The organism is Nocardia sp. NPDC049935, assembly GCF_055586645.1.
The window spans coordinates 154,725-177,496 of record NZ_JBVJHV010000007.1 but is presented as its reverse complement, the minus strand read 5'-3'; the positions used below and the strand labels follow the sequence as shown (position 1 = coordinate 177,496).

General features: G+C 68.1%; 25 protein-coding genes. 15 read left to right on the top strand and 10 right to left on the bottom strand.

The genetic code is table 11. From position 1 onward, the window contains the following. The first annotated feature begins 107 nt into the window (after positions 1-107). The 4 genes from ACZ6SF_RS25715 (at position 108) to ACZ6SF_RS25700 (ending at position 2,478) form a co-directional block, all read left to right on the top strand. Positions 108-986: a helix-turn-helix domain-containing protein gene (locus ACZ6SF_RS25715; RefSeq protein ID WP_466065195.1), complete on the top strand. Its 879-nt coding sequence runs from the start codon at positions 108-110 to the stop codon at positions 984-986. Then, a complete protein-coding gene (locus tag ACZ6SF_RS25710; RefSeq protein WP_466065193.1) occupies positions 983-1,171 on the top strand; it encodes a DUF397 domain-containing protein in 189 nt (62 codons plus the stop codon). Before ACZ6SF_RS25715 ends, ACZ6SF_RS25710 begins: the two co-directional genes overlap by 4 nt. A gap of 165 nt (positions 1,172-1,336) precedes the next feature. Next, positions 1,337-1,840 carry a nuclear transport factor 2 family protein gene (locus ACZ6SF_RS25705; protein WP_449996086.1) on the top strand — a complete coding sequence of 168 codons (504 nt, stop codon included), beginning with the start codon at positions 1,337-1,339 and terminating at the stop codon, positions 1,838-1,840. Between the two features lie 326 nt (positions 1,841-2,166). After that, positions 2,167-2,478, top strand: a complete 312-nt coding sequence (locus tag ACZ6SF_RS25700) for a DUF3303 domain-containing protein (RefSeq protein WP_466065191.1) — start codon at positions 2,167-2,169, stop codon at positions 2,476-2,478. Between the two features lie 64 nt (positions 2,479-2,542). Here ACZ6SF_RS25700 and ACZ6SF_RS25695 read toward each other — a convergent pair whose 3' ends face one another. Further along, positions 2,543-3,145, bottom strand: a complete 603-nt coding sequence (locus tag ACZ6SF_RS25695; protein WP_466065189.1) for a TIGR03086 family metal-binding protein — start codon at positions 3,143-3,145, stop codon at positions 2,543-2,545. Between the two features lie 62 nt (positions 3,146-3,207). Here ACZ6SF_RS25695 and ACZ6SF_RS25690 point away from each other — a divergent pair, with 62 nt between their 5' ends. Both ACZ6SF_RS25690 and ACZ6SF_RS25685 read left to right on the top strand, forming a co-directional pair. After that, on the top strand, positions 3,208-4,191 hold the full coding sequence (locus ACZ6SF_RS25690) for a helix-turn-helix transcriptional regulator (protein WP_466065187.1): 984 nt from the start codon (positions 3,208-3,210) through the stop codon (positions 4,189-4,191). Positions 4,192-4,335: 144 nt separating this feature from the next. Then, the gene (locus ACZ6SF_RS25685; RefSeq protein ID WP_466065185.1) at positions 4,336-4,668 is read left to right on the top strand and encodes a hypothetical protein; all 333 of its coding nucleotides are present in this window, start codon (positions 4,336-4,338) and stop codon (positions 4,666-4,668) included. Positions 4,669-4,769: 101 nt separating this feature from the next. Here ACZ6SF_RS25685 and ACZ6SF_RS25680 read toward each other — a convergent pair whose 3' ends face one another. Both ACZ6SF_RS25680 and ACZ6SF_RS25675 read right to left on the bottom strand, forming a co-directional pair. After that, positions 4,770-5,189, bottom strand: coding sequence for a DUF6640 family protein (locus ACZ6SF_RS25680; RefSeq protein WP_466065183.1), 420 nt, complete (start codon positions 5,187-5,189; stop codon positions 4,770-4,772). A gap of 44 nt (positions 5,190-5,233) precedes the next feature. Then, positions 5,234-6,337 carry an FAD-dependent monooxygenase gene (locus ACZ6SF_RS25675; protein ID WP_466065181.1) on the bottom strand — a complete coding sequence of 368 codons (1,104 nt, stop codon included), beginning with the start codon at positions 6,335-6,337 and terminating at the stop codon, positions 5,234-5,236. Between the two features lie 221 nt (positions 6,338-6,558). Here ACZ6SF_RS25675 and ACZ6SF_RS25670 point away from each other — a divergent pair, with 221 nt between their 5' ends. Next, positions 6,559-7,272, top strand: coding sequence for a TetR/AcrR family transcriptional regulator (locus tag ACZ6SF_RS25670; RefSeq protein ID WP_466065179.1), 714 nt, complete (start codon positions 6,559-6,561; stop codon positions 7,270-7,272). 4 nt (positions 7,273-7,276) lie between these two features. Here ACZ6SF_RS25670 and ACZ6SF_RS25665 read toward each other — a convergent pair whose 3' ends face one another. The 7 genes from ACZ6SF_RS25665 to ACZ6SF_RS25635 form a co-directional block, all read right to left on the bottom strand. Then, positions 7,277-7,648 (bottom strand): thiocyanate hydrolase, encoded by a 372-nt coding sequence (locus ACZ6SF_RS25665; RefSeq protein WP_466065177.1) that lies wholly within the window; start codon positions 7,646-7,648, stop codon positions 7,277-7,279. A gap of 25 nt (positions 7,649-7,673) precedes the next feature. Further along, a complete protein-coding gene (gene scnC, locus ACZ6SF_RS25660; RefSeq protein WP_466065175.1) occupies positions 7,674-8,402 on the bottom strand; it encodes a thiocyanate hydrolase subunit gamma in 729 nt (242 codons plus the stop codon). A 30-nt stretch (positions 8,403-8,432) separates the two neighbouring features. Beyond that, positions 8,433-9,254, bottom strand: a complete 822-nt coding sequence (locus ACZ6SF_RS25655) for an SH3-like domain-containing protein (RefSeq protein WP_466065173.1) — start codon at positions 9,252-9,254, stop codon at positions 8,433-8,435. An 83-nt stretch (positions 9,255-9,337) separates the two neighbouring features. Then, positions 9,338-10,300, bottom strand: a complete 963-nt coding sequence (gene nrdF, locus ACZ6SF_RS25650; protein WP_466065172.1) for a class 1b ribonucleoside-diphosphate reductase subunit beta — start codon at positions 10,298-10,300, stop codon at positions 9,338-9,340. A gap of 153 nt (positions 10,301-10,453) precedes the next feature. Next, entirely contained in the window at positions 10,454-10,726 is a 273-nt protein-coding gene (locus tag ACZ6SF_RS25645) for a hypothetical protein (RefSeq protein ID WP_466065171.1), read from the bottom strand. 126 nt (positions 10,727-10,852) lie between these two features. Continuing rightward, entirely contained in the window at positions 10,853-11,749 is an 897-nt protein-coding gene (locus ACZ6SF_RS25640; RefSeq protein ID WP_466065567.1) for a dioxygenase family protein, read from the bottom strand. 251 nt (positions 11,750-12,000) lie between these two features. Further along, the gene (locus ACZ6SF_RS25635; protein WP_466065169.1) at positions 12,001-13,092 is read right to left on the bottom strand and encodes an ABC transporter substrate-binding protein; all 1,092 of its coding nucleotides are present in this window, start codon (positions 13,090-13,092) and stop codon (positions 12,001-12,003) included. A 297-nt stretch (positions 13,093-13,389) separates the two neighbouring features. Between ACZ6SF_RS25635 and ctaD the strand changes: the two genes are divergently transcribed. The 8 genes from ctaD to ACZ6SF_RS25595 all read left to right on the top strand — a co-directional run bounded on the left by ctaD (position 13,390) and on the right by ACZ6SF_RS25595 (position 22,742). Then, positions 13,390-15,129 carry an aa3-type cytochrome oxidase subunit I gene (ctaD, locus tag ACZ6SF_RS25630; protein WP_466065167.1) on the top strand — a complete coding sequence of 580 codons (1,740 nt, stop codon included), beginning with the start codon at positions 13,390-13,392 and terminating at the stop codon, positions 15,127-15,129. Between the two features lie 439 nt (positions 15,130-15,568). Beyond that, a complete protein-coding gene (gene serB / locus ACZ6SF_RS25625) occupies positions 15,569-16,786 on the top strand; it encodes a phosphoserine phosphatase SerB (RefSeq protein WP_466065166.1) in 1,218 nt (405 codons plus the stop codon). A gap of 111 nt (positions 16,787-16,897) precedes the next feature. Further along, the gene (locus ACZ6SF_RS25620) at positions 16,898-17,710 is read left to right on the top strand and encodes an aminoacyl-tRNA hydrolase (RefSeq protein WP_466065565.1); all 813 of its coding nucleotides are present in this window, start codon (positions 16,898-16,900) and stop codon (positions 17,708-17,710) included. 93 nt (positions 17,711-17,803) lie between these two features. Further along, the gene (locus tag ACZ6SF_RS25615; protein WP_466065564.1) at positions 17,804-18,637 is read left to right on the top strand and encodes an ABC transporter ATP-binding protein; all 834 of its coding nucleotides are present in this window, start codon (positions 17,804-17,806) and stop codon (positions 18,635-18,637) included. Positions 18,638-18,758: 121 nt separating this feature from the next. Further along, a complete protein-coding gene (locus tag ACZ6SF_RS25610; protein WP_466065562.1) occupies positions 18,759-19,592 on the top strand; it encodes an NUDIX hydrolase in 834 nt (277 codons plus the stop codon). A gap of 11 nt (positions 19,593-19,603) precedes the next feature. Beyond that, a complete protein-coding gene (locus tag ACZ6SF_RS25605) occupies positions 19,604-20,407 on the top strand; it encodes an enoyl-CoA hydratase-related protein (protein ID WP_466065165.1) in 804 nt (267 codons plus the stop codon). Positions 20,408-20,547: 140 nt separating this feature from the next. Further along, positions 20,548-21,528 (top strand): methyltransferase domain-containing protein, encoded by a 981-nt coding sequence (locus ACZ6SF_RS25600; protein WP_466065163.1) that lies wholly within the window; start codon positions 20,548-20,550, stop codon positions 21,526-21,528. Next, positions 21,528-22,742, top strand: coding sequence for a THUMP-like domain-containing protein (locus ACZ6SF_RS25595; RefSeq protein ID WP_466065161.1), 1,215 nt, complete (start codon positions 21,528-21,530; stop codon positions 22,740-22,742). Before ACZ6SF_RS25600 ends, ACZ6SF_RS25595 begins: the two co-directional genes overlap by 1 nt. Positions 22,743-22,772: the final 30 nt, after the last annotated feature.

The window sequence follows — 22,772 nt, the reverse complement described above, 5'->3', positions numbered from 1 at the left end:
CGTTGCGGGATCGGTCGGAAGTCGCAGCACGTTTCCCAGTGCCTGCCTACGATTGCTCTCGTACTGAGAAACGCCGGGGCGATTCGTTGAGAAACAGGGGAGGCACGATGCCGAGCAAGGCGGATCTCAGCGGCACCACACTGCCGCGGCGGCAACTCGGGAGGGCGTTGCGCGACGCCCGCCACGCGCGGGGTTCGACGCTGGAACAGGTGGCGCGGGATACCGAGTTCAGCCGGGCGACGCTGAGCCGGATCGAGTTGGGGCAGTACGAGCGGATCAAGGTCAGGGAGGTCGAATATCTGTGCCGTTACTTCGATCTGCCGGAAGATCGCACCCAGTATCTGATGGCTCTTGCGTCGGAGTCGAATTCGAAGGTTTGGTGGCAGAGCTACCGCCACTTCTTGCACGAGGGATTCAGCTCGTACCTCGAACTGGAGTTCTACGCCAAAGAGTTCCGGTTCTTCCAGCCACTGGTTATCCCTGGTTTGCTCCAGACTTCCGACTATGCCAGAGCCATCTATCGCGCGGCTTCACCTGATGCCCCGGAGTCCGAGGTCGATAAATGGGTCGAGATGCGCATGCAACGTCGTACTCGAATCGTTCAGCGGAGGTGGAAGGCTCGACTCGAGTTCTTGTTGCACGAGAGTGTGTTGCACACGGTGGTCGGATCGAGGCCGATGATGGCTGTCCAGTGCCGCCGTATTGCCGATGTCAGCACTCAGGAGAACATCGCAATTCGGGTTGTCCCGTTCGAGGCAGGTCTTCCTACCGGCCACGTCGTTCCGCCCTTCATTGTCCTCGACTTTCCTGATACCGAGCCGTCCGTGGTCCACACCGAGGGTGCAATCGGCTCGATGACCTTCGAGGATTCCGTTGATGTGGATCGATTTCGGTCCCTCTACGAAACGATTCGGTCGGTAACGCACGATGAAGTCACCTCACGGGAACGAATCCGGAGAATAGCAAGGAGTTACGAGCAAACATGATCGGGCATTGCGAGGGTGAATGGTTCAAGTCCTCTTACAGTGGGGCCGGTGGTGACTGTGTCGAAGTCGCCTGGCTGGGCTCGGGGCGGGTCGGTGTCCGGGACTCCAAGGATCCGGCCGGTCCCGCGCTGAATTTCGCGCCGGAGGAATGGGACGTTTTCATCGCTCGTATTAGCGGGAGCTGAACGAGCTACCGGGTCAGGGTGCCCGGAATCGGACCATGAGCGCATCCGCATCTCGTGGCATCTGCGCACTGTCCCCACCCACGCCCGGAGGGTCCGGCTATACAGTGCACGATGGACCCACCCGCCGGCCCCTCCGGGCCGGGACGAACTTCGTGAGGAGATCTCATGACGCCCACTCCGCCGCCGCGATCCACCGACGCCGACCTGGTGCGGCGGCTGGCGCGGCTGGAGGCGGTGGAGGAGATCAAGGCACTGAAACACCGCTATCTGCGGGCCTGTGACGCGAAGGACCCGAAGGCGTTCCGCGATTGCTTCATCGAGGCGGGGGCGGCGGTCGACTACGGGGTGCTGGGGTCGTTCGACGCCGACGGTATGGCGGCGGTGTTCGAGAAGATCGCGTTGCAGAAGGTCGACGGCAAGAACGTGGTCCTCGATATGCATCACGGTGTGCATCCCGATATCACCGTTCACGACGACGGCCACGCCTCCGGTCGCTGGACGTTGAAGTTCCGTCAGGTGAACCTCGTGGAGAAGACCGAGACGGTGATGACCGGTGATTACGACGACGAGTACGTCGTGGAGGACGGGCGCTGGAAGATTGCGGCCTGCCGGTTCGCGCAGAACTGGTCGATCACGCGGCCGGTCGACGAGAACTGCCGTATCCGCTGACCATAGCTTATTGCTATAATAAGCCCGGCGTGACGGCCGTAGTGTCGCGTCACGTCGAGACAAGTCGGCCGGATATCGCACCGCTGCCAGCGCGCGAGAGCCCGCGCACCCGAGCCCTCGCGAGTGAAGATCCGAATCACCGCTGACATTCGTCGCGTACCGGTGTGGTGTCCGCGCCCGCACAGAACCATCCGTCGGAGAGTGGATTCCGCGACGCCGCGTGAGGACGTATCCATCAGGAGACTCCTTGCCGCACAAGGAAGTCCGTGAGATCGCCGGTCGTGCCGCGTGCGATCCGCTGCTCCGGAACATTCCTGGGAGGACAGATGAAATACGTGATTTCCTGGACCTATCGGTGGAACGGCTCGCCCACGGAGAACGAGGAGGGTATCCGGCGCGCACTGGATGTGTACGCGGGCTGGAAACCGGCCGCCGGGGTGACCTATCACCAGCTTGTCGGCCGGCTCGACGGCAGTGGCGGGTTCGCGGTGGTCGAGACCGACGACCCGATGGACCTCACGGACGGCCCCAGCAAATTCGGTTTCTTCATCGAATACGAGGTCTTCCCCGTCGGTGAACTCGCCGAGGTCGCGCAGAAGATGGCGGAGGGGGTGAGCTTCCGGGAGTCCGTCGGCTGAACCCGGCATCCGGCCCGGATCGTCCTTCCCGAATGATGCGGAGGCGTCCGGGCCGTGCACGAGATCAGGGGGCCGGGGAGGTGTCCGCGCCGCGCCACGAACGTCCCAGGAAGGCCGCGAGGCGTTCGGTCGGCCCGGCTTCGGGCCTCGGCTCCACCCGCGGGCCGAACGGTGAGCGCGGTCCGCGGAACGCGTCGGACAACGCCCGGTCGGCTACGGCCTGCGCCTTGGCGACCAGGGCCGGGTCGGCCTCGGCGGGCTGTCCGGTCGCCACGGCCAGGTCCCAGCCGTGCGCGACGGTCTCCATCAGATAGCCGCCGAGAGCGAGACCGCCCGGGGCCGCACCCCAGGGTGCGGTGACCGGGCGGGTGAGCAAAGTGTCGTCGGCCCACTGGTCGAGCGCGGAGACGGCGCGTTTCAGATAGTCCTCACCGGGTCGGCTCGCGTCGATCGCGGCATGGGAGGGCAGCTGCCGGGGGTCGTCGCCGTGCGCGGTCGCCGCGATCTTCGCGGGATGGCAGGAGAGGTGTTCGAGCAGGGCCCGAACGTCGAATTCCGCGCAGGGTGTGGGGTCGGCCCACTGGTCCGGGCGGACGGCGGTCATCAGGGCGGCCACCCATTCGTGGGCTGTGGCGAGGTCGTTTCGGAAATCCGGGATCTGTGTCATGGCTTCAGTCTCGGACCCGGCAGGTGACATCTGGTGTCACCTTTTCGTGAGAATCTGGATCGGTGCGTGCGGATCGGCTTCTCCGGATCGTCCAATTGCTGCGGCGCCACGGGCGGATGAGCGCCGCCGAACTGGCGCGTCGCCTCGAAGTGACCAAACGGACCGTGCTGCGCGATATGGACGCGCTCTCGGCGGCCGGGGTGCCGGTCTATGCCGAGCGCGGGCGGGGCGGTGGCTTCGCGCTGGTCCCGGGTTTCGAGCCGGATGCCGAACAGCTCACCGGCGCCGAAGCTCACGCCCTGTTCGTCGCGGGCGGGCGGGGCGCGGCCGAGGCGCTGGGCCTGGGTGATTCGTTCTGCCGCGCGCTGCACAAACTCTCCACCGCCCTACCCGACGATCAGCACCGCCTGGTGACCCATGTGCAGGACCGCATCGTCCTCGACGCCGGCGGCTGGCATCGCGACCCGGACACTCCGGACGCGCTGGCCGAGGTACAGGCCGCGGTCCTGGACGACGAACGGCTCCGGATCCGCTACCAGTCCAGGCAGGCCGCCGCCCCCGGCGAACGGACCGTCGATCCGTGGGGGCTGCTGCAGGTGGGCACCACCTGGTATCTCGTCGCCGCGCACCGCGGCCGGCCGCGCAGCTACCGCGTCTCCCGGATCAGCGCGGTGCGCCGCCTCGGGGAACCCAGCCGACGTCCGGCCGACCTGGACCTACGGGAGGTGTGGCAGCGGATGCGCGACGATTTCCGCCGCGAACCCGCCATCGAGATCGTGCTGCGCGTGCACCGGGTGCGACGGGTCATGGTGCTCCGATCGCTCTCGGTGACCGCCCTCGGCGACCCGCGGCCGGTCGCGGGTTCCGCCGAGATCTTCACCCTGCGGGTCCGCAGCCTGGATGCGGCGGCCGCCATGCTGGTGGGGTACGGGGAGGAGGTGGACGTGGTCGCCCCGGCGATACTCCGCGACAAGATCGTCGCCGTCGCGGATATCGCCCGGGCGCACCACGCGAAGCCGGCCGCGGAGGGCGTTCCGCGAAAGTGACGGCCCGGGAGTGCGCGGCCGATACTCGGGAGCTTCGCGACTTGGTCGGGGACAGCAATCACCTGTGCACGACGGTTCTCCAGACGCGGGAAGGTGTTAGAACTGGGTCCACAACGAGATCCGCAGCAGACAGGGACTCAAAACATGACCTCGGCAATCAAGCTCGCGATCGTCCTTGCGACTGCGGCGTTCGCCGTGGCGGCGGCCGCCGCCACGGCGTTCGGCGAGCAGGAGACAACAGCGGACAGACATGACGGCGTGGCCGGCTGCATCCAGTGGTGGTGGACCGACAGCGGCACGTCGACGACGACCATCCACTGGAAAAATCTGTGCCCGAGCAGGCAGAATCTGATGGTCTCATGGCGGAACGATCGGCCGAATGCCATGGATCCCGATGACGTGATGTACGGGATTCCGGGCGGTGGTGAAGGCTCCGACACCTGGGAGGGCATCCCGGTTTCCTTCAGGCAAGTGTGAGACATATCCAATCGCCTGCCCATCATCCGGTCAACGCGAGGGCGCGCCGGTGATGATCGTGCCGTAGCCCTGCTTCGCGGCGATCGAGGAGGGGCGGTGGGCTACCGGCACAGTGCCGCGACCGCACCGAATAGTGCTGTGAGCAGGATCAGCGCCAGGAAGACCTGGCCGTGCATGCCGAGAACGAAAGTGGTCCGGCCGGCGAACTCGGGATCGTAGGTGGCGGTGCCGGGGAACAGCAGGGCCGCGAACATTCCGAGCCACGGGGTGGATACGACCGCGGCGGCGCACAGGGTGCGGGCGCGCGGGTCGCGGCCCGGCCGGAGCGTGAGCGCCAGGCCGATGAGGCCGAGGAGCACCGTCATCGCCATGTACTGGGCGTCGTGGAATTTCGCGTGTGGCGGCCAATTCGGGTTGAAGGCGTGCTGGGCGGCTAGGTCGGGGACGATCAGATCGGCGAGAACGGCGCCGGCCATCGTGATCACCGCTACGGCGGCGACCACGATTCGCGGGAAGAGCATCGGAAACGGGCCTTTCATCTTTCGGGTGTCCGCGGGTCCGCGGGTCAGGGGGTCCAGGAGTAGGCGGGTGTGATCGACCGGCCGAAGAACGCGCCGGGTAGTAGCGGTAGCGCGGTATCGCGGAGCGTGGTCGCCAGTGCCGAGTTCCAGTGGGCGGGGGCGCCGACCCGGCGGGAGAGCCGGGCGATCATCTGGGTGCGGGGCCTGCGGAGACGGTCGTACTCCCGAGATCCCGTCTCCACGCCGAGGGCGTCCACCCTCGCGGCGAGGGTGACCGCGTCCTCCAGTGCCTGGCAGGCACCCTGTCCGAGATTGGGTGCCATGGCGTGCGCGGCGTCCCCGAGCAGCGCGACTCGTCCGCGTACGTAGGTGCGCAGGTTCGGCAGCTCGTAGGTGTCGTGCTGCAGGACCGCGTCCGGGTGGGCGGCGTCGAGCAGCGCCGGGACGGGTTCGTGCCAGCGTGCGAACCGTTCGCGGAGCTCATCGAGTCCGATCCGGGATCCGGCCGGGGCGTTGGCCATCACGTAGCAGTAGATACGGCCGTCGGGCATCGGGATGTAGCCGAACCGCTCACCTCTGCCCCATACTTCGACACTGCCCTCGACCGACGCCGGTGCGGTGAGCATGCGCCAGGTGCTGTAGCCCACGTAGCGCGGGCCGGCGGCGTCCGGCCGGATCGAGCGCCGGGTCACGCTGTGCACACCGTCGGCGCCGATCACGAGATCCGCGGTATCGGTGCCGCCGCTGTGGTGGACGGTGCCGTCGGGCAGTACTTCTCGCACGGTGATTCCCGGTCGCAGGACGTGCGCGGGAACGGCGTCGCGCAGGATCTCCACCAATACTGCCCGGTGGACGATCGCCCACGGGCCGAACTGCCGTTCGAGCTCCGCGGTGTCGTTGCGGATCAGCCAGGTTCCGTCGCTGCCGCGGATGCCCCGCAGGGGTCCGGCCGGGCCGGCGGCGCGTACCGCGTCGCCGAGGCCCAGGGCGTCCAATGCGCGCAGCCCGTTGGGCTGGATCGACAGTCCCGCGCCGATTTCGGTGATCTCCGGCGCGCGCTCGAGCACCTCGACGCGCATTCCCCGTTGGTGGCACGCCACCGCCGCGGCCAGGCCGCCGATACCGCCGCCGACGATCAGCACCTTCACCGCCGTACCTCGCGATCGCGACTCGGGCCGCCGTCCTCGTGCAGGCGGGCCGATCTGGACTGCCGCCACCACACCGCCGTCACGACCGATAACACCGCGAGAGGCACCCACCACCGACGTTCCACCGCAACTCCTAGAGTCTCTAAAAGATTTATAACCATTAAAACAACATAGATGCTCTAGGATGTCAATGATCGAGGCGAACCAGCAGAAGGGCGGCCATGCCGACACAGACCGGCGGAAGGCGGGAGCGGCTGCGCAGGGAAACCCTGCGGGAAATCCACGAGGCGGTACGAACGCTCCTGGTGGAGCAGGGTCCGGCCGCGGTGACCGTCAACGCGGTCGCCCGGCAGGTGGGGATGAGCGGACCGGCGCTGTATCACTACTACGCGGGTCACGAAGCCCTGGTGGGAGCGGTGACCGCGGACTTCTTCGACGAACTGGCCGTCGCCATGGAAAGCGCGCGGGACGCCCGCGCCGACGCGCCGGTCGGTGCGCGAATCCTGGCGGCCTGCCGTGCCATGCGCGCCTGGGCGATCACCCACCCGGCCGAATTCGGGTGGATCTTCGCCGCTCCGATCACCCCGCGGAACCGGCAACCGGAATCCGAACGGCACCGGGCCGGGCAGCGATTCGAACGGGTGCTACTCGATCTGACCATCGAGCTGTGGCGCACCCGGCCCTTCGATGTGCCCGGCCCGTCCGAGTTGCCCGCGTCCCTCCGAGAGCAACTGGTCGCCTACTCGGCCACGATCGGCGACGAACTGCCGCCCGAGGCCGCGCATGTGTTCCTGTCGTGCTGGATTCGGCTCTACGGCCTGCTGTGCATGGAAGTGCTGCACCAGCTCGACTTCGCCTATTCCGACCTCGAGCCGGTGTATGAGGAATGCCTGCGCGACCTCGCCCGCATCCTCGGGCTGGAGTACTCCGGGTAAACGGTCAGGAGCCGGGGCGATCGGTGTCATCGGCTTCGAGCCTGGCCCGGACCGTCTCGAGCCGGCCGGCCAGTTCGGACTCGTCGATGATCTGCCTGGCGATCAGCGAATGCGCCAGCGCGACGAGCTGATTCTCCGGGAAGGGCAGCGCCGTATACACCTCGCCGGTGAGGCGATCCTCCTCGTCGCGCCGGGTGAGCAGCGGCAGGGCGGTGCCCTCACGGTCCAGCGCGTCGCAGAATCCGTCCAGACTCGATTTCCACGGCGGGCTCGGATTCTCGACACCGTACTTCTCGGCCATCCGTGGCCACACCTGCCCACGGTCGATCAGCTGTTCCAGCAGCGGCACCCTGATCCCCGTGACATCCTGGTCCATCGGTATCCGTTGTCCCTTCGGTCGGTCAGTAGTTTTCGGCCGGATGGATCGCGGCATGGACCGGGCGCTGGATATCCGCGGTCCGTCCGGGCTTGGGGAGAGCGACACCGATCAGGGTGTCGCGCGTCACGATCTGCGTGAGCTCTTCCTCGTTCCACCCGTCCGTCCCGTCCGGGCGTACCGGAAGCACCATGAACCGGTGCTTGGAATTGGAGTCCTCGACCCGGATCCGGACGTCCTCGGTGAGGTAGAGGCCGAATTCGGCGAGAACCTGGCGCGGCCAGCGGACGAGCCGGCGGCGGTAGTTGGGCGTCCGGTACCACTCGGGGGAATTCCCGAGCAGCGGCCGGGGATAGCAGGAGCACAGGCTGCAACAGATCACGTGATGCAGCGTCGGCGTGTCCTCGAGGATATGCAGCGCGGTGAAATCGCTGGGCGTCCCGAACCCGGTCGGTTTCAGCCAATCGATCCCGATCTCGTTGCACGCGGCGATGGGATCGTCGAGGGCCAGTTCCCGGAATTCGGGATCGGACCAGATCTTGGCGACGAACCGGGAGCCCGGCGCCGGGCCGAGTTGCTCGAAATACTCGGTGTAACTGCGGTGATCCTCGGCGGTGAACAAACCCTTCTCGATCGCGAGTTCGCGTAGCGCGATCTCGAGCACCTCGAAATCGGTGACCTCTTCGACCATCGGCGCCGCGTGCCGGGGCGACTCGTCGTCGTGATCGTGATCCTCGTGCGACTGTCCGCTCATCGTGTTCCTCTCATGGAGGTGTAACCCGGTTTATGAGCTCGCCTGGAGCCAGGGCTCCGAAATTTCCGCTTGTAAGGTGTCCTCGGCGCATCCCCGATAGGGGTCCCACAGATCTTTCATATCGAAGCGCACGATGTAGAACCATTCGGGCCGCCGGTCCTCGCGGTCGAACGCCTCGTCCTCGGGGATCGGGCTCTCGTAGGTGACCTTGACGATGGTGCCCGGCTTACCGCGCAGATACTCCTGGGTGCGGGTGTAGAAGATCGTCGGATAATCGCGCACCAGCACCCGGTCGCCGACCGCGAACCGAGGTGTATCCGCCTGCCCGGCGAAACATTGGGGATCCCCGTGACCGACCGCGTCCCGGTGATGAATATTGCGCGCGACCTCGGCGCCGTCCCCGGTGCCGCGGGGCTCGGGTGCCAGCGGACCCGGCGAGCCCGCGCACCGCTCCCGGACCTCGTGGCTGCGTTCGATGAGTTCACGCAGCGTGATGTGGCGTTTGTCGATGAGGCAGCGGGCTATCGCCAGCACCCAGCGGCCGTAGTAGGGAAAACCGAGATACTGCGTACGCCCGAGATCGACATTGCCCAGCCTGCGCCGTTCCTCGGAGGTCCAGATACCGCGCCAGCCGAGCACCTCGCAGGTGATGAAAGTGTTGAGCTCCCAGATCTCTTCCTGTTTCTCCTCGAACACGGCCGGGGCATCCGGCTCCCCGCCCACATCGTGCGCGGTCTTCATGAATGCCCGGAAGAGCTCGTGATCGATCTGGTCGGGATAGGGCCAATCACTGAACCGATGAAACGCAACCCGCAGCTGACTGCCGAAATCGTCCATGACCGAATTTGCCATGTTCACCATCTCCCTGAAGTGGGCGGTTCGTCACCAACTCTAAAGGGGCCCGGCTCGAATTCATGGTTTCGAATTCGACAAGTTCAGAAGTCCCAGTCGTCGTCCTCGGTGTTGACGGCCTTGCCGATCACGTAGCTGGAACCCGACCCGGAGAAGAAGTCGTGGTTCTCGTCGGCATTGGGGGACAGGGCCGAGAGGATGGCCGGGTTGACCTCGGTCTCGTCCTTGGGGAACAGGCCCTCGTAACCCAGGTTCATCAGCGCTTTGTTGGCGTTGTAGCGGAGGAACTTCTTGACGTCCTCGGTGAGGCCGACCTCGTCGTAGAGGTCCTGGGTGTAGTCGACCTCGTTGTCGTAGAGCTCGAACAGCAACTCGAAGGTGTAGTTCTTCAGCTCGTCGCGTTCGGCCTGGGTGACCTGCTCGAGGCCGCGCTGGTACTTGTAGCCGATGTAGTAGCCGTGCACGGCCTCGTCGCGGATGATCAGGCGGATCATATCGGCGGTGTTGGTGAGCTTGGCGCGCGAGGACCAGTGCATCGGCAGGTAGAAGCCGGAGTAGAACAGGAAGCTCTCCAGCAGGGTGGAGGCCACCTTGCGCTTGAGCGGGTCGTCGCCGCGGTAGTACTCCAGCACGATCTCGGCCTTGCGCTGCAGGTTTCGGTTCTCCTCCGACCAGCGGAAGGCGTCGTCGATCTCGCGGGTGGAGCACAGGGTGGAGAAGATGGAGCTGTAGCTCTTGGCGTGCACCGACTCCATGAAGGCGATATTGGTGAGCACCGCCTCTTCGTGCGGGGTGAGCGCGTCGGGGATCAGGCTGACCGCGCCGACGGTGCCCTGGATGGTGTCGAGCAGGGTGAGGCCGGTGAACACCCGCATGGTGAGTTGTTTCTCGTCGGGGGTCAGCGTCGCCCAGGACGGGATGTCGTTGGACACCGGGACCTTCTCCGGGAGCCAGAAGTTTCCGGTGAGCCGGTCCCAGACCTCGGCGTCCTTTTCGTCGGGCACCCGATTCCAGTTGATGGCCGATACCCGATCGATGAGCTTCATCCTGCCTCCACACCCTTCCCGACGACTTGGACTCGTAACACTACCCCTTGGGGGTGAGATCATCGAGCAGTCCCACAGGTTGTGTCTGCGCGCGTCGAACCCGCTGCGGAAAACGGGTTTTCGGCGGACGGGACCGCAGGCGCCGAGCGTACTTCAGTCGTCGTGCGGGGGCGTGCGGTGGTGGGGCTCCTCGTCGTGGGAGGAACGGGATCCGCGCTTGCGCGGGGAGCGGTATCCGTAGTCTCCGGAAGGCGACGGTGACATGGCCAGACCGAACGCCAGGCCGAATCCGATACCGAGGCCGGCGCCCACGGCGAGATTGCCCAGGACCACCAGGCCGAGCGGGATCCCGATCGCCAGTCCGATGACGACCCCGATGCTCAGCCGGTATCCGAGTGAGCGATCACCCTCGACCTTGCCGCCCATACCTTCGACGGTACCGGTGAAATGGTCATCTACCTGGGATTATAGGTCTCGGAACGGTTGACTTACGGTTGCGGGACGGTATTCGGCGACCGGGAACCGCGTCGTCGGCGGAGTGGGACCGGACACTCAGTTCCCGGCCGGCGGCGCGCCGCCGCCCGGGGGCATACCGTCCGGTGGCGGTCCGGGAGGGGTGCCGCCCGGCCCGCCGGGAGGTGCGCCACCGGGGCCGCCCTCGGTGCGGTTCTCGGATTTCTCGGCGACGCCGATGGTCAGGGAGATATCCATCCCGGATTGGGCGCTGCCGGTGACGGTGGCCATTTCGGCGTCCCAGCCGTCGCCGAAGACGTTATCGGTGGCGAGGGTGACCTCGGACAGGTTGGTGAGGCTGCGCGCGTAGCCCGGGTCGGCGTTGAAGACCTGTTCGCACACATCCTGGGGGAGCGCGATCTGCGAGGTGAGGCGGGCGTTCTCACCGGCGACCGCGACCTCGAGGCTGTCGTAGACCTCGAAGTGGATATGGGGCCAGCGGCCGGCATAGCAGGCCGGGAAGATCGAGGTGAAGCTCACCTGCCCGGAGTCGTCGGCGACCTGCACCCCGCGCAGATAGTTCTGTTCGGTGATGCCCTCGCCGTACAGCGAGTACTCCCCGTCGCGATCGCAATGCCAAAGGTAGAGCGCCATTCCCGTACCGGCGGCGCCCTCGCGGGCGAGATCCTGCAGCGTGAGCCGGATGGTCACCGGCACGCCCTCGGCCGTACCGGAGTACGGGCCGAAACTGCTTTTGATATCCGAGCGCACGACACCGGATTCGATGAGCACGTTGGGTCCGTTGGAGCCGTCGCCGGGGTAGGGCCCGGCGGTCTCCTGCGGGGCCGCGGTCACGGTCTGCACGGTGCTGGACGCGGCCGAGGTGGCGGCCGAACCGCCGGAATCCCCGCCGGTGGAGCAGGCCGCGGCCACCGAGGCGGTCCCCGCGGCGCCCAGCAGCCACAGCGCCCGGCGCCGGGAGAACATCACCGACATATCGTGGGCGAGCCCGAGATCGTGCTCGTGGGGTTCCCCGGACGGCTGTGATCGACGTTTCCGCACGTTGTGCACCTCTTTCGACGGATGGTGACTCCGACGGTAGAAATGCTGCCTGGTCTCCACCTGGATCCCGGCTGTGAGTCCGCTGTGGACGCCGGGCGGGACCGGGGGCAGCAGGTGGCCATCGTAGGACCGGGTGGGCGCCGCCGCGTGGATCCCGGGCGGCGCCGGTGGTGTCGGAACCGGTATCAGTCCATGACGTAGGCGTTGAGGGTGTCGCGGATATCGCCGAGAACGGTGCGGGCGGAGGTCAGGCCCGTGGTGTGCCAGAGTGCGTCGTCGAGGACGAACATCCGGTTGTCGGCGACAGCGCCCAGCTTCTCCCACGGTTCCGACCGCATCACCGATTCACCGTGGGCCTGCCCCTCGGGGCCGTCGAACATGACGTAGATCAGATCGCCCTCGGCCGCGACCGGATCGGATTCGTCCACCGGTCCGGACGTCTCCCGCTGGGCGGTCGGCCGGCCCGCGCCGGTATCGGCCATGATCTGCGCCGCGAAGGTCTCGCTGCCCAGGAACTCGGTGCCCTGGGCGGTGAATCGCACGAGGGAGGCCTGGCTCAGCCGGGCGTTGATGGTGTCGCCGGTTTCGGCGGCCTCGGTGTCGTAGGCCCGCAGCGCGGCCTCGCCCGCTCCGGAGCGGCCCAGCGCCCCCGCGAACCCGGTGAACTGGTCGCGCCAGTCGCGGCCCGGGCCGACCAGCACGGTCGGGGCGATATCGCTGAGCGCCTCGTAACCCGCACGGCCCGCGGGCGCGGTGCCGATGATCAGATCGGGGTTCAGTCGCGCGATGAGCGCCGGGTCGGGATCACTGTCCGGGCCGACGCCCGGGATCTCGAGGACGCCGTACCCCAGATAGCCCGGCTGCGGAGTGGGTCCGGCGACCGTGGTCGCGCCGACCACGCGCTCCCACAGCCCGACCGCGCAGGTGGCATCGAGGGCGGAGGTGCCCAGCACCACGATCCGCTGCGGGTCGGCGGGCACCCGCGACTCCCCGGATTCGTGGCGCACGATGCGATCCGGGCCCGCCGCGGGATCCGGTGCGGTGGGCAGCGAGCACGCCTGGGTGGTGTCGCGTTCGATCCCGACCACGCCCGCCCCGGCGATATTGGTGGTGGTGCGGATGATCGACGCGGAATCGTCGGGATGGCCCGCGCACGCGGAGACCACCAGCGCGCAGCAGCCGAGCGCGGCCGCCGTCCACCGGCGGGCGCGGCCGCCTCGCGCGCCGATCCGGGAACTGCGCGCGACTGGGGTACGGACAGCGGGGCTCACCGGCATGCCGGGAAGGGTACATGCTGGGACATGGCGACGCCTCCGGCGTCGCGGGTTCGGGGGATGTGCGCAGTCACGGGTGGGATTTGCGCCGTCGGATTAGCGCGGCGCACCGGCGAGCTGGTGTCGGGGGCAGCGACGGGCCGGTAGTACGACACAGAGTAGGACCCGTTCGCCCCGCTCCGGAGGGAAGGTTTACGATTCGAGAAGCGCACAGCTAACCGTTGGCCGTCTCGTGCACCGGGGCGGCGGGCAAACAGTGGAGCCTGCGGAGCGACCCTAAAGGCACCTTCAGGAGGAACAGTGACTGCCGTAGAGCCCAAACCAGTCCCCCAGGGGCTGGAAGCGACTCGGCCATTTCCGGCGCGAACAGGGCCGAAGGGGTCGTTCATCTACAAGATGGTGACCACCACGGACCCCAAGGTCCTGGGTGTCATGTACTTGACCACCTCGATGGCGTTCTTCCTCATCGGCGGCCTGATGGCCCTGATGATGCGCGGTGAGCTCGCCCGCCCGGGTCTGCAGTTCCTCTCGCCCGAGCAGTTCAACCAGCTGTTCACCATGCACGGCACGATCATGCTGCTGTTCTACGCGACCGCGATCGTGTTCGGCTTCGCCAACATCATTCTGCCGCTGCAGATCGGCGCACCCGACGTCGCCTTCCCGCGACTGAACGCCTTCAGCTACTGGCTGTACGCGTTCGGCGCCACCATGGCGACCGCCGGCTTCATCACCCCGGGCGGCGCCGCGGACTTCGGCTGGACGGCGTATGTGCCGCTCACCGATATCCTGCACTCGCCGGGCGTCGGCACCGACCTGTGGATCATGGGCCTGGCCGTCTCCGGTCTGGGCACCATCCTCGGTGGCGTCAACATGCTGACGACCGTGGTCTGCCTGCGCGCTCCGGGTATGACCATGTTCCGGATGCCGATCTTCACCTGGAACATCGCCGTCACCAGCGTGCTCGTGCTGCTCGCCTTCCCGCTGCTGACCGCCGCCCTGATGGGTCTGGCCTACGACCGCCACCTGGGTGGCCACATCTACGATCCGGGCACCGGCGGCATCCTGCTCTACCAGCACCTGTTCTGGTTCTTCGGGCATCCCGAGGTGTACATCATCGCGCTGCCGTTCTTCGGCATCGTCTCCGAGGTCTTCCCGGTGTTCAGCCGTAAACCGATCTTCGGCTACACCACCCTGGTCTACGCGACCCTCGGTATCGCCGCCCTGTCCATCGCGGTGTGGGCGCACCATATGTACGCCACCGGCGCCGTGCTGCTGCCGTACTTCTCGTTCATGACCTTCCTGATCGCGGTCCCGACCGGTGTGAAGTTCTTCAACTGGATCGGCACCATGTGGAAGGGGCAATTGACCTTCGAATCACCGATGCTGTTCTCGGTGGGCTTCCTCGTGACATTCCTCTTCGGCGGTCTGTCCGGTGTCATCCTCGCCAGCCCGCCGCTGGACTTCCACGTCACCGATTCCTACTTCGTGGTCGCGCACTTCCACTACGTGCTCTTCGGCACCATCGTGTTCGCCACCTACGCCGGTATCTACTTCTGGTTCCCGAAGATGACCGGCCGCATGCTCGACGAACGTCTCGCGAAATGGCACTTCTGGACCACGTTCCTGGGCTTCCACCTCACCTTCCTGGTGCAGCACTGGCTGGGCGCCGAAGGTATGCCCCGCCGCTACGCCGACTACCAGGCCGGTGACGGTTTCACCACGCTGAACACCATCTCCACCATCGGCGCCTTCGTACTCGGCGCGTCGATGCTGCCGTTCCTGTGGAACGTCTTCAAGAGCTACCGCTACGGCGAAGTGGTGACCGTGGACGACCCGTGGGGTTACGGCAACTCCCTGGAATGGGCCACCACCTGCCCGCCGCCGCGGCACAACTTCTACGAACTGCCGCGGATCCGCTCCGAACGCCCGGCCTTCGAACTGCACTACCCGCATATGGTCGACCGGATGCGCAAGGAAGCCCACGTCGGCTTCAGCGGCGGCGCCAAACACCACGCCGAGGAAGCTCTGGCAAAGCAGTAATTTTGGAGCGGCTCCGCCGCTCGAGGTTCGGCTGGAATTTTGGAGCGGCTCCGCTGCTCGAGGTTCGGCCCTCCTGGGCGTCGGCTGTCAGCGCTCGAGACTCGTGGCTTCGCCACATGCGCTTCGAGCGCTGACAGCCGACGCGGGCCGAACCGGGGGCCTCGCTGGACTCGGCGCAGGGTGTGCGTGAGCACGCTCTGCGCCGTTTCTTTGTTTGGGGGCGAGTGCCACGAGGTGGGTTGCACCCACCCTCGCCGGGCCATCCGCGGCCCTCGCTAGGCTTTCCCCGGATGGTCCACCGACAAGGTTCGGGGCCCGTCTCGGTTCTGGAGCGACCAGAGGGAGGGAGCGCAGCGACCGACCGGCGGGAGTGAAGAACCGAGACACAAGGGGGCCCCGAACCCGCGCGCGCCAGCGCGCCAAAAATACAGGAGCTGTTTTGGCCGAGACGACCGTTCTCGTCACCGTCACCGGGCCCGATCGTCCCGGTGTGACGTCGGTGTTGCTGACGGCGATGGCGCGGCGGGGGGTGAGCCTGCTCGATATCGAGCAGGTGGTGATCCGCGGCCGGCTCACCCTGGGTGTGCTCGTCACCTGCCCCTCGGATCCCGAGGCGTTGCAGGACGAGCTCGAAGAGGCCATGAACACCGTCGGTATGCAGGTGGACGTCGATATCGACGCCGATGCCGCGCGGGCTCCGGTATCGACGCACGCGGTGGTGGTGCTGGGGGCGCCGGTGACCGCGCGGGCGTTCAGTGCGGTGTCGCGGGAGCTGGCGGGGCTGGGGGTCAATATCGATGCCATCCGCGGGATCGCCGACTATCCGGTGACCGGGATGGAGTTGCTGGTGACGGCGCCGGATCGGGGCGGGGACACCGATTCCCGGTTGCGGACGGCGCTCGCCGAGGTCGCGGTGACCGAGCGGGTGGATATCGCCGTGGAGCGGGCGGGGCTGGCCCGCCGGGCGAAGCGGCTGATCGTTTTCGATGTGGATTCGACCCTCATCCAGGGCGAGGTGATCGAGATGCTGGCCGCGCACGCCGGGGTCGAGGACCAGGTGCGGGAGGTCACCGAGGCGGCGATGCGCGGCGAGATCGATTTCGCGGAATCGCTGCGGCAGCGGGTGGCGACGCTGGCCGGTCTGGACGAATCGGTGATCGCGGAGGTCGCGGGTTCCATCGCGCTGACCCCCGGAGCGCGGACCACGATCCGGACGCTGAAGCGGCTCGGTTTCCGGTGCGGGGTGGTGTCGGGCGGGTTCCGGCAGGTGATCGATCCGCTCGCCCGGGAGCTGGAGCTCGATTTCGCGCAGGCCAATGTGCTGGAGGTGGTCGACGGGAAGCTCACCGGCCGGGTAGTGGGCGAGATCGTCGACCGGGCCTACAAGGCAACGGCGCTGCGCCGGTTCGCCGCCGATTCCGGGGTGCCGATGGAGCAGACCGTCGCGGTCGGTGACGGGGCGAACGATATCGATATGTTGAACGCGGCGGGGCTGGGGGTGGCGTTCAATGCCAAACCCGCGCTGCGTGAGGTCGCCGATACCGCGCTGTCCCATCCCTATCTGGACGCGGTGCTGTTCATCCTGGGCGTTACCCGCGACGAGGTCGAGGCGGCGGACGCGCGGGACGGACTGTTGCGCCGGGTGCCGCTGGGCTGATCGGCGGGGCCGCGTCCGATTCGGACGGCCGCCGCGTCGGTAGGCTGACCGGAGGCGACGGTCGGGTTTGTGGAGGGTGCTGGAATGCCGGAGTGCGGCGCGACGGAAGTGATGGCGGGCGGCCTGGACTCGGGCGAGGACGTCGCGAACCCGGACGCCACGCCGGAGCCCTGGGCGGACCCGGGGTTCACTCAGCGGCATACCGAGCTCGCCACCGGATACGGAGGCAGCGGCGACCCCGATGATCCGGCGCAGGTGCAGGCCATGCAGATGGTGCTACATATCCCGAAGGCCGACCCACCGGCCCGCAGCGCCTTGCTGGCCGCCGCGGCCGCCGCGGCGGTGGCGCTGTGCCTGGACCCGCGCGTGGGTGACGAGGGGGAATGGGAGCGGCCGTATCTGACCTGGAAGCGGTCGCGGATCCGGAAAGTCGCCCGGCGGGCGCGTGGCGCGCAATGGGCAGCGGCGAACGAGGTCGCGGGGCTGACCGTCGAATGCGGTGGTGCCCAGGCCCGGGCGCTGGTGCCGGGCGCGGTGGGCGATATCGATCCGCGGATCCGGCGACTCCAGATCGGCGGTACGGATCTGGAATCCGACGACCCCGGCCCGGCGCCCGCCGATCTCCCGGTCTTCTGGGTGAACGCGGCCCTCGGCATGACGGTCGGGAAGGCGGCGGCGCAGGTCGGGCATGCGAGCATGCTGTTCGCCGGGGCGCTGCCGGTGGAACACGCCCGGGCGTGGGCGCGCCGGGGTTTCGCCTGCGCGGTGCGCGAGGCCGGGCCCGAACAGTGGGAAACCCTGCGTGCGGCGGTGGCCGGGGGTACGGCGACCGCTGTCCGTGATGCCGGTTTCACCGAGGTCGCGCCCGGTTCGGTCACGGTGATCGGGACTCCGCCCGCGGCGCCGGATCAGGGCTGGTCCTGACGGCCGGGTCCGGTGTGCGAGACGGGGTCCGGGCGCGCCGGTGCGGAGAATCGCGGGTGCCCGGTGCCGCCGCCGATGATCGCTCGAGACAAGATGGAGCCCGTGGCGCACCCCGATCCAGATCTGCTCATCGACTTCTCCAACGTTTCCATCCGCCGCAACGGGCACACCCTCGTCGGTCCCGTGACCTGGCAGGTCGAACTCGACGAACGCTGGGTGATCCTGGGCCCCAACGGCGCCGGTAAGACGTCGCTGCTGCAGATCGCGGCCGCGGAGACCCATCCCTCCTACGGCACCGCCCATGTGCTGGGTGAACGTCTCGGCAAAACGAATGTCAGCGAACTGCGTCCACGGATCGGGTTGTCGTCGGCGGCGCTGGCCGCTCGGATCCCGGCCGACGAACGGGTCGCGGATCTCGTGGTCTCGGCGGGCTACGCGGTCCTCGGCCGCTGGCGCGAACAGTACGACGACATGGATACCGACCGGGCGATCGATATGCTGGAAAGCCTTGGCGCCGAACATCTTCTGGACCGCACCTACGGCACGCTCTCGGAGGGTGAACGCAAACGCGTCCTGATCGCCCGCGCCCTCATGACCGACCCGGAACTCCTGCTCCTCGACGAACCGGCCGCCGGCGTGGACCTGGGCGGGCGCGAGGAACTGGTGGAAAGCCTCGGCGATCTCGCCGCCGACCCCGACGCCCCGGCGCTGGTGCTCGTCACCCACCACGTCGAGGAGATTCCGCCCGGTTTCACCCACTGCATGCTGCTGAGTGAGGGCGAGATCGTCACCCAGGGCCTGCTGGACAATGTCCTGACCGCCGCGAATCTCAGCGAGGCGTTCCGCCAATCGATCGCCCTGGACCGGATCGACGACCGCTACTTCGCCCGCCGCGCCCGCCGTCTCGGCCGCCACCGTTCCCGCTGACCGGCGGGCTCGGTCGGCCGCCGCGACCGTAGTGCGGGGCCGGGGCTAGTGTGCAGGGGTGAGTGAGACGACTGTGCCGGATTCCGCCGAGGTGCCCGAGGCCAGGGACGCTTCCACCGTGATGCTGGTGCGCGACGGTGCTTCCGGTCCGGAGGTCTTCCTGCAGCGGCGGGCCGGGGCCATGGACTTCGCGGCCGGGATGACCGCGTTTCCCGGCGGCCGGGTCGATCCGGTGGACGCGGAGGTCGATATCGCCTGGGCTGGGCCGCCGCCGGCCTGGTGGGGCGAGCGGTACGGCATCTCCGAGACGCGAGCGAAGGCGCTGGTGTGCGCCGCGGTGCGGGAAACCTTCGAGGAATGCGGGGTGCTGCTGGCCGGCCCCACGGCCGAAACCGTGGTCGCCGAGACCGCCGGTTACCGCGGCGACCGGGAGCGGATCGAGCGCCGGGAACTGACCCTCGCCGAATTCCTCGCCGAGGAGAAACTCGTCCTGCGCGCCGACCTGCTGCGGCCCTGGGCCCGCTGGATCACCCCGACCGTCGAGCGCCGCCGCTACGACACCCATTTCTTCGTCGCGGTGCTCCCGGCGGGACAGCAGGCCGACGGCGCCACCACCGAATCCGATCATGTGCAGTGGTCCACGCCGGAGTCGGCGCTGCGGACCTGGAAGGACGGCGAGCATGTGCTGCTGCCGCCGACCTGGTCGCAACTGGTCTCACTGGCCGAATACGCGAATACCGGTGAGATACTCGCCGCCGACCTGCGGATCGATCCGATCCAGCCGGAGTTCGGCGAGGTCGACGGGAAGAAGCTGCTGATATTCCCGGACAATATGCGCTATTTCGCCGATATCCCGGACCCGAACCGGCTGGTGGGGTCGAAGGGGATGCGCGATACCGACCCGTCGCTGCTGGGCGGATCCCGGCCCGGCGGCGGTCCCGCGGACGCGCGGTAGCGTTACCGTCCATGGCCGAATTCGTAACCCTGTCCCGGCTCGGGTCCGCGGACCTCGGATCCGAGGAGGTGGACGGCTCGGACCGGGCGGTGGCGCTGCTGCGGATCGCCCGGCCGCCGATGAACCTGCTGAGTACGCAGGTGATCCGGGAGATCGCCGAGACGGCGGCGGTCTGCGGCGCCGATCCCGGGATCGCGGCGCTGGTCGTCTACGGCGACGAGCGGGTGTTCTGCGCGGGCGACGATCTGGCCGAACTCGCCGGACTACCGGCCGGGCAGGCGAGCGCCATGGCCGCGGATCTGCAGGCGGCGCTGGGCTGCCTGGCCCGGATCCCGCAGCCGACGGTGGCCGCGATCAGCGGATACGCCCTCGGCGCCGGACTCGAACTGGCGCTGGGCGCGGACTGGCGGGTGATCGGCGACAACGTGAAGCTGGGGTTGCCGCAGATCCACGCCGGGTTGATACCGCTGGCCGGGATCCGGCGGCTGTCGCTGCTGATCGGTCCCGGACCGGCCCGGGATCTGGTGTTCACCGGCCGTTTCGTGGAAGCGGACGAGGCGGCGCGGCTGGGGCTGGTGGATCAGGTGGTGGCCCCCGACGATGTGCTCGGCGCCGCGCTCGCCTGGGCCCGGCAGTTCGTCACCGGCCCGGGCCAGGCGCTGGCGGCCGCCAAGGCGGTGTTCGAGGCAGGGCCGCACGGTCACGAACGCGCCCGCACCGAATGGTCGCGGCTGTTCGACACCGAGGACCAGCGAATTGGAACACGTTCCTACCTGCGGGACGGGCCCGGAGTGGCGGAGTTCACGGGTCGCTGAGCGGGGCCTGACCGGGTCGAACCTACCCGGTGGTATTCGCCGCCGGAACAGGAAAGGATAGGCGTACCTCCGCCTTCGCTCCGGCCATGCGCGGACTGCGGGTGGGCTGCGCCCAGCAGCACCCATTAGGCTCTCCGACCATGACGGTACGCCCCGACGACCCCGCGCCCCATCCGCACGCGACCGCCGCGGAGGTCGAAGCAGCATTCGAGGACACCAAGCTCGCCCAGGTGCTCTATCACGACTGGGAAGCCGAGACCTACGACGACAAATGGTCCATTTCCTATGACGAACGCTGTATCGACTATGCCCGCGGCCGGTTCGACGCCGCGGTGGGCACCGACGCGGAGCTGCCGTACGAACGAGCCCTGGAACTGGGCTGCGGAACCGGTTTCTTCTTGCTGAACCTGATGCAGTCCGGGATCGCCAAGAGCGGTTCGGTCACCGACCTGTCGCCCGGCATGGTGAAGGTCGCGCTGCGCAACGCCGAGAACCTGGGCCTGGATGTGGACGGCCGGGTCGCCGACGCCGAGACCATCCCCTACGACGACAACACCTTCGATCTGGTCGTCGGCCACGCGGTTCTGCATCACATCCCCGATGTGGAGCAGTCGCTGCGGGAATGCCTGCGGGTGCTGAAGCCGGGTGGCCGGTTCGTCTTCGCCGGGGAACCCACCACCATCGGTAACCTCTACGCCCGCAACCTGGGCAATGTCACCTGGAAGGCCACCACGGCCATCACGAAGCTGCCGTTCCTGCGGGATTGGCGGCGGCCGCAGGAGGAGCTGGACGAATCCTCGCGTGCCGCCGCGCTCGAGGCCGTGGTCGATCTGCACACCTTCGATCCCACCCAGCTCGAGGACATCGCGCGGGCCGCCGGCGCGGTCGACGTCGCCGCCCACACCGAGGAATTCGCCGCAGCCCTGTGGGGCTGGCCGGTGCGGACCTTCGAAGCGGCCGTCCCCGACGAGAAGCTCACCTTCGGCTACCGGATGGCGATGTACCGGGCGTGGCTCGGCCTGAGCTGGCTGGACGAGAACGTCATGCGCCGGGTGGTCCCGCGGCAGTTCTTCTACAACGCCATGATCACCGGGGTGAAGCCGGGCGCCGCCGCGAACTAGTGGGATACGGCTTCGGCGCGGCCGACCTCGCCTACCTGAGGTCGGCGCCGGGCGCGGCCGCGCTGGCCGAGGTCGCGCGGCTCGAGCTCTCCCCGGCCTCGCAACTCCGCGATATCGCGTCGGTGCGGCGCACGCACGGTGAGCGGGCGCCCGCGCTCGTGGAAACCGTGCGCCTGCGCCGCCGGGCGGCCGTCAAACTGCCCGGTGCCCAGGACTGGTTGTTCACCGACGACGCGCTGCAGCAGGCCACTCCCGCGGCGGTGGCACGCCACCGCGCCCGGCGGCTGGCGGGTCGCGATGTGCACGACGTGACGTGTTCGATCGGCGCGGAGCTGGCCGAACTGGCCCGGGTGTGCCCGCGTGTGATCGGCAGCGACCTGGATCCGATCAGGCTCACCATGGCCCGGCACAACCTCACCCATCCCGCACCGGCCCCGGCGCGCGAGGTTCCGGCCGCCGGGGTGCTGCTGGCCCGTGCCGACGCCCTCGCCCCCTGCACCCGCGAGACGGTCATCATCGCCGACCCCGCCCGGCGCGCGGGCGGCCGGCGAACCCACGACCCCGCCGCCCTGCAACCGCCGCTGCCCGCTCTGCTCGCCGTCTACGCGGACCGGGACCTGGCCGTGAAATGCGCCCCCGGACTGGATTTCGACCGGCTGGACTGGCCGGGTGAGGTGGAGATCGTCTCCCTCGACGGCGCGGTGCGCGAGGCGTGCCTGTGGTCGGCGGGTCTCGCCGAGACCGGTGTCACCCGCCGGGCCACCGTGCTGACCACCGGCTCGGATACGGTCACGGTCACCGATGCCGAGCCCGGCGAGATCCCCGAGCGGGCACCGGGGGAGTGGATCGTCGATCCCGACGGCGCGATCGTGCGGGCGGGGCTCGTCCGTCACTGGGCGGCCCGCCACGGGCTGTGGCAGCTGGACCCGCGTATCGCCTATCTCACCGGCGACCGCGTACCTCCCGGGATTCGCGCCTTCCGGATCCTCGACGGACTCGACTTCCGGGAGAAAGCGCTGCGTGCCGAACTGCGCCGCCGCGACTGCGGACCGCTGGAGATTCTGGTGCGCGGAGTGGATGTCGACCCCGATGCCCTGCGCCGCCGCCTGAAACCCTCCGGTTCGCACCCTTTCACGCTGGTGATCACGCGAATCGGCCGCACACCGCGGGTGTTCCTCTGTACCGCTCACCGTCCGGACTCCCCGGACCGCTGAGTCACCGCCGCTCCCGCCGACCGAAACGAG